Raw genomic sequence first — 4,979 nt, 5'->3', positions numbered from 1 at the left:
AGGTTTTCAGGATTGCGGTGGAGCGTAGACACAAGCCCTCATCATATCGGTACTCCGATTGATGATGGGTAATTGACAGATAATTAACACTGATAGTTAGTGCCCCACAGATTACAGCAGGCAAACTTTTTCTAGCGGACAATGACGGTAGATAGGTTTCTAAGCAAGGAGGATTTTATGCGTGCAGTGCTGATGGCTGGGGGGTCGGGAACTAGGCTCAGACCCCTGACGTGCGATTTGCCCAAACCGATGGTGCCGATTCTGAATCGCCCGATCGCAGAACACATTATCAATTTGCTAAAAAGGCATAAGATTACGGAAATTATTGCGACGCTGCATTACCTTCCTGATGTCATGCGCGAATATTTTACTGATGGGGCAGAGTTTGGCGTTCAAATGACTTACGCTGTGGAGGAAGACCAACCGCTGGGTACGGCTGGTTGTGTCAAAAATATTGCGGAATTGCTCGATCGAACTTTTTTAGTCATCAGCGGCGACAGCATCACAGACTTCGACTTGACAGAAGCGATCGAATTTCACCGTCGCAAGCAATCCAAAGCCACGTTAATTTTAACTCGCGTTCCCAACCCGATGGAATTCGGGGTGGTGATTACCGAGGAAAATTACCGCATCAGCCGCTTTCTGGAAAAGCCCTCTAGCAGCGAAATTTTCTCCGATACCGTCAATACGGGTATCTACATTTTAGAACCGGAAGTCTTGGACTACCTGCCGGTCAATCAAGAGTGCGACTTCTCGAAAGACTTGTTTCCCCTGTTGCTGGAAAAAAACGAGCCGATGTACGGTTACATCGCCGAGGGTTACTGGTGCGATGTCGGACAGCTTGATATTTACCGGGAAGCTCAGTATGATGCACTGCACGGAAAGGTTAAACTGGATTTGACCTACTATAATCAAGTTCGATCGGGACTTTGGATAGGTCAGAATACTTTTATTGACGATAGCGCGATCGTCGAAGTACCGACGATGATCGGCAGCAATTGCCGGATTGGAGCCAGAGTTAAAATTGACGCGGGTTCAGTAATCGGAGATAACGTGACAGTCGGGGCTGATGCTAACCTCAAACGTCCCATTGTCTGGAACGGAGCAATTATCGGCGAAGATGCTCACATCAGGGCCTGCGTGATTTGCCGGAGCACCCGCGTAGACAGGCGCGCTCACATCCTCGAAGGTGCTGTTGTCGGTTCGATGTCGATCGTGGGAGAAGAAGCGCAAGTCGGCCCTTCCGTGCGTATCTGGCCGAGCAAAAACATTGAATCCGGCGCTCTGTTAAATCAAAATTTAATTTGGGGAGAACAAGCTAAGCGTAATTTATTCGGTCAGCGTGGCGTTGAAGGACTGGCAAATGTCGATATTACCCCGGAATTTGCAGTAAAATTGGGCGCAGCTTATGGATCGACTTTGAAATCTGGGACTTCGGTATCGGTTTCTCGCGATCAGCGGAGCATTTCGCGGATGGTTTCGAGGTCTTTGATTGCGGGTTTGATGTCGGTGGGAATTAATGTGGTGAATTTGGAATCGACGGCTATTCCGATCGCACGCACGGTTTCGTCTACGATCTCAATTGCTGGTGGTATTCACGTTCGGATTTCGCCCGATCGCTCCGACTACATTTTAATTGAATTCTTCGATACCAAAGGCATCAATATTACTAAAGGTGCTGAGAAAAAAATTGAGGGGGCTTATTTTAAGGAAGATTTGCGGCGAGCTCTAATTCCCGAAATTGGAGAAATGTCGTACTTTAACCAAGCTCTCGACATTTACAACCGGATGTTTGAGCGGCAGATGAATGTTGATGCAATACGCTACAGCAATTCTAAGGTGGTAATCGATTACGTTTACGCAGTTTCTGGGGCAATTCTGCCGCAAGTGCTTGCCAAGTTCGGCTGCGATGCGGTGGTGCTCAATGCCAGTCTCAAGCAGACTTCTCTGAGCAACGGAGAACGGGAATATTTGCTCGATCAACTCGGCCGAGTTGTGAAAGCACTCAGCGCTAATTTTGGAGTGCAGGTGTCGGCGAACGGCGAACAGCTCATTTTGGTAGATGAGTCGGGAATCGCGATTCGTGGGGAAATGCTGACGGCGCTGATGGTAAATTTGATGCTGACTTCTCATCCCAAAGGTACAGTAGTAGTGCCGGTGAATGCGTCTTCTGCGGTGGAGGCGATCGCCCGCCGCTATCAAAGCAAGGTAATCCGCACTAAGGCAAACCCAACTGCTTTGATGGAAGCCGCTCACGCAAACCCCAATGTGGTTTTGGGCGGTAGCGGCAATATGGGTTTTATTTTCCCGCAGTTGCATCCGGGCTTTGACGGAATGTTCTGCATTGCTAAAGTGATAGAAATGATGACGATTCAGGAGCGATCGCTCGGACAAATTAAGGCTGAACTTCCCCGCGTCACCCACCGCAGTTACAGTGTCCGCTGTCCTTGGACGGTCAAGGGTTCGCTGATGCGGCATTTGGTAGAAAGTCATTCGCCCGATCGTTTAGAATTAATAGATGGAGTGAAGATTTTTAACTACAGCGATGACAATTGGGTATTAGTTTTGCCCGATGCTAGCGAACCGACCGTTCATATCTTCGCCAACAGCGAGGATCGAGATTGGGTATCGGAAACTTTGAAGGAGTACCGCGCCCTGGTTCACGATTTTGTCATCCAAGCCGAGGCGGCGGTTCGTCAAGATAAATTTGGTAACGCTAATGGGTAATTGGTAATTGGGAATCGGTAATCGGTAATTGGTAATTGGTAATTGGTAATTGGGTAATCGGTGACAACTAACAGCGAATAAGTAGTTGTGCATAATTAATTACACACTCATCTCGCCTGAAAGCCTTGTCAGCGTCAAGAGTCTTTATGTAATTATTTTTGTCTGGTTACTTAGTAGAGAAAAATCAACAATGCTGCACTCCCAATGACCAATAACTAATGACCAATGACCAATGACCAATAACCAATGACCAATGACCAATGACCAATAACTAATGACCAATGACCAATGACCAATGACCAATTACGCACAGAAAAAAGATGAATAGCTGCATTTTAATGGCGGAAATAATTCAACAGCCGCAACTCCGTTATACTCCCGATAATCAACTTCAAATCGCTGAGATGTTGGTGCAGTTTCCAGGCCCAAAACCTGAAGATCCGCCGGAACATTTAAAGGTGATAGGATGGGGCAATTTAGCTCAAGAAATTCACGATAAATATCACGAGGGCGATCGCGTGATTATTGAGGGGCGGCTGAGTATGAATACGATCGACAGAGATGGTATCAAAGAAAAGCGCGCTGAACTCACAGCCCAAAGGATTTACAGTGTTGGCGCAGATGCGATGAGCGCTGCACCAGCAGCTAGAACCGCCCCCGAACCGGCTCAAATTCGCGACAGCGCGCCCGCTAATGTGCCGAGCAATGTGGTTCCCATGAGTTCGCGAGGCCGCGGTTCTAACGGCGCTCCAGCCCCTGCTAACCGCCCATCTAGTTCTGATTGGAACTCGCATCAGTCTTCAAATTCTGAGTCCGATCGCCATTCGAGTTCGCCTAACGAGCCGGAAAATCCCGATTACGATCCGATTCCGTTTTAAAAAGTAGAGTGCGTCACTTTACGAGCGATCGCCAAACTTTGCCGTTCGATCGAAAGTGACCTGCATCACAGGGGATTTAAGCCCCCACCTTTAGGTGGATTGTTTTTAGGCTGGGGATTTAAGCCCCAGCCTAAAAACTTCGCTGTCAACTGTCAACTGTCAACTGTCAACTGTCAACTGTCAACTGTTAAGGGCGATCGCACTTCAGGAAAAAAAGGGTGATCCTCTTCGAGGGCTACGCTAACGAATTTGGCTGAACTCCGAGCTAAATTGCAAATTTTACAGCTCGATCGTCACAATTTTTTTCTTGCTTTTTTCGTCGCGCAGCACGACTGTATTGTAGGGTGATGTATCCGTCCCCAGCGGAATTGGCAGCTTAAAGCTGCCGCTCTTATGCTTAAGTTCGCCTAAATCAAGGCTTTTCGTTATATTGCCATCTGTTGCCAGATAAGCGGTAAGTTCGCCTTTATAATCTTCAATCAAAAAGTCTCTGAAGAAAACGACTTCCCCACGCTCGGCATCGATAGCAAGGATGACCGTACCGCTAAACGTTGCGCCTTTTTGTTCTTCATCAACCGTCGCCATTTTAATTTCCGAGGGGTCTTGACCGGACATATCTGCCATAAATTTTTTCTCCTGAGCGGAGCGCAATAATTAATAAGAATGCTACCAGACGCTAGGGGCGATCGCAAAACTCTTAGGACGTATTTCTGCATCGGTATTGCTTCTCTCTAAGGTTAGAGAAGCCCGCGATAGCGAATTATACCACCAATTATGTCAATTCTTGAGTCAGTAAGTACAGACGGTTAAAATGATCTCTATAATACCCCCAAGTCTCGCAAACACCGCCGCGTTAATTCGATTCGATATTTAGCATCCTTAATCTGGAGTTTTTAAGTAATTGGGTGGAGAATTAAGCCTGATGTTTTTGATAATTTCAGGACGATCGCACTTTGCTCAATCAAGGACGATCGCCCTGAAAAATTATTATTTCCAGTAACGGGTTAAAATCCGCATTATTTCGCCTGCTAGAGGGGACGGTAAAGGCGGACTCCATTCCCCAACTTCTGCAAAACCTAAAACGTGCAGCAGGCTGATGATGCTTTCTACTGCTTTGGGAATCCCGCAAATCAACAATCGGATCGGTTGCTTTCCGATGGGTGCGTCGGAAATTTCTTCGCGCAGGAGTTCGGTAACTGATGCAAGGCTGTGATATCAGGAGTTTTAACTAGACAATAGTCGGATAGCGATCGGCTGCGATCGTTAGTAGTAAGGTTGACAGCGACGCACCCTACACACAGGGTAAGAGCATCTAATTTGGTATAAAATGTACTTGAAAAATTACTTCAGTCATGGTAATAGGCAGGTGAAAAT

At 47.1% G+C, this 4,979-nt stretch carries 3 protein-coding genes; 2 read left to right on the top strand and 1 reads right to left on the bottom strand.

Features of this window, described 5'->3' with window-relative positions; translation table 11 throughout:
- Window positions 1–177 precede the first annotated feature (177 nt).
- On the top strand, window positions 178–2,727 hold the full coding sequence (locus QUB52_RS28560; RefSeq protein ID WP_265239143.1) for a mannose-1-phosphate guanyltransferase: 2,550 nt from the start codon (window positions 178–180) through the stop codon (window positions 2,725–2,727).
- A gap of 320 nt (window positions 2,728–3,047) precedes the next feature.
- Window positions 3,048–3,605: a single-stranded DNA-binding protein gene (locus tag QUB52_RS28555; RefSeq protein WP_265239142.1), complete on the top strand. Its 558-nt coding sequence runs from the start codon at window positions 3,048–3,050 to the stop codon at window positions 3,603–3,605.
- Between the two features lie 279 nt (window positions 3,606–3,884).
- Here the strand turns inward: QUB52_RS28555 and QUB52_RS28550 are convergent, their stop codons facing one another.
- On the bottom strand, window positions 3,885–4,229 hold the full coding sequence (locus tag QUB52_RS28550; protein WP_265239141.1) for a hypothetical protein: 345 nt from the start codon (window positions 4,227–4,229) through the stop codon (window positions 3,885–3,887).
- Window positions 4,230–4,979: the final 750 nt, after the last annotated feature.

Origin of the sequence: Microcoleus sp. A6-C6 (assembly GCF_036705955.1) — a bacterium.
Taxonomy (GTDB): Bacteria; Cyanobacteriota; Cyanobacteriia; order Cyanobacteriales; family Microcoleaceae; genus Microcoleus.
Note: the sequence above shows the minus strand (reverse complement) of the source record. Positions and strands in the feature narration are given on the sequence as shown.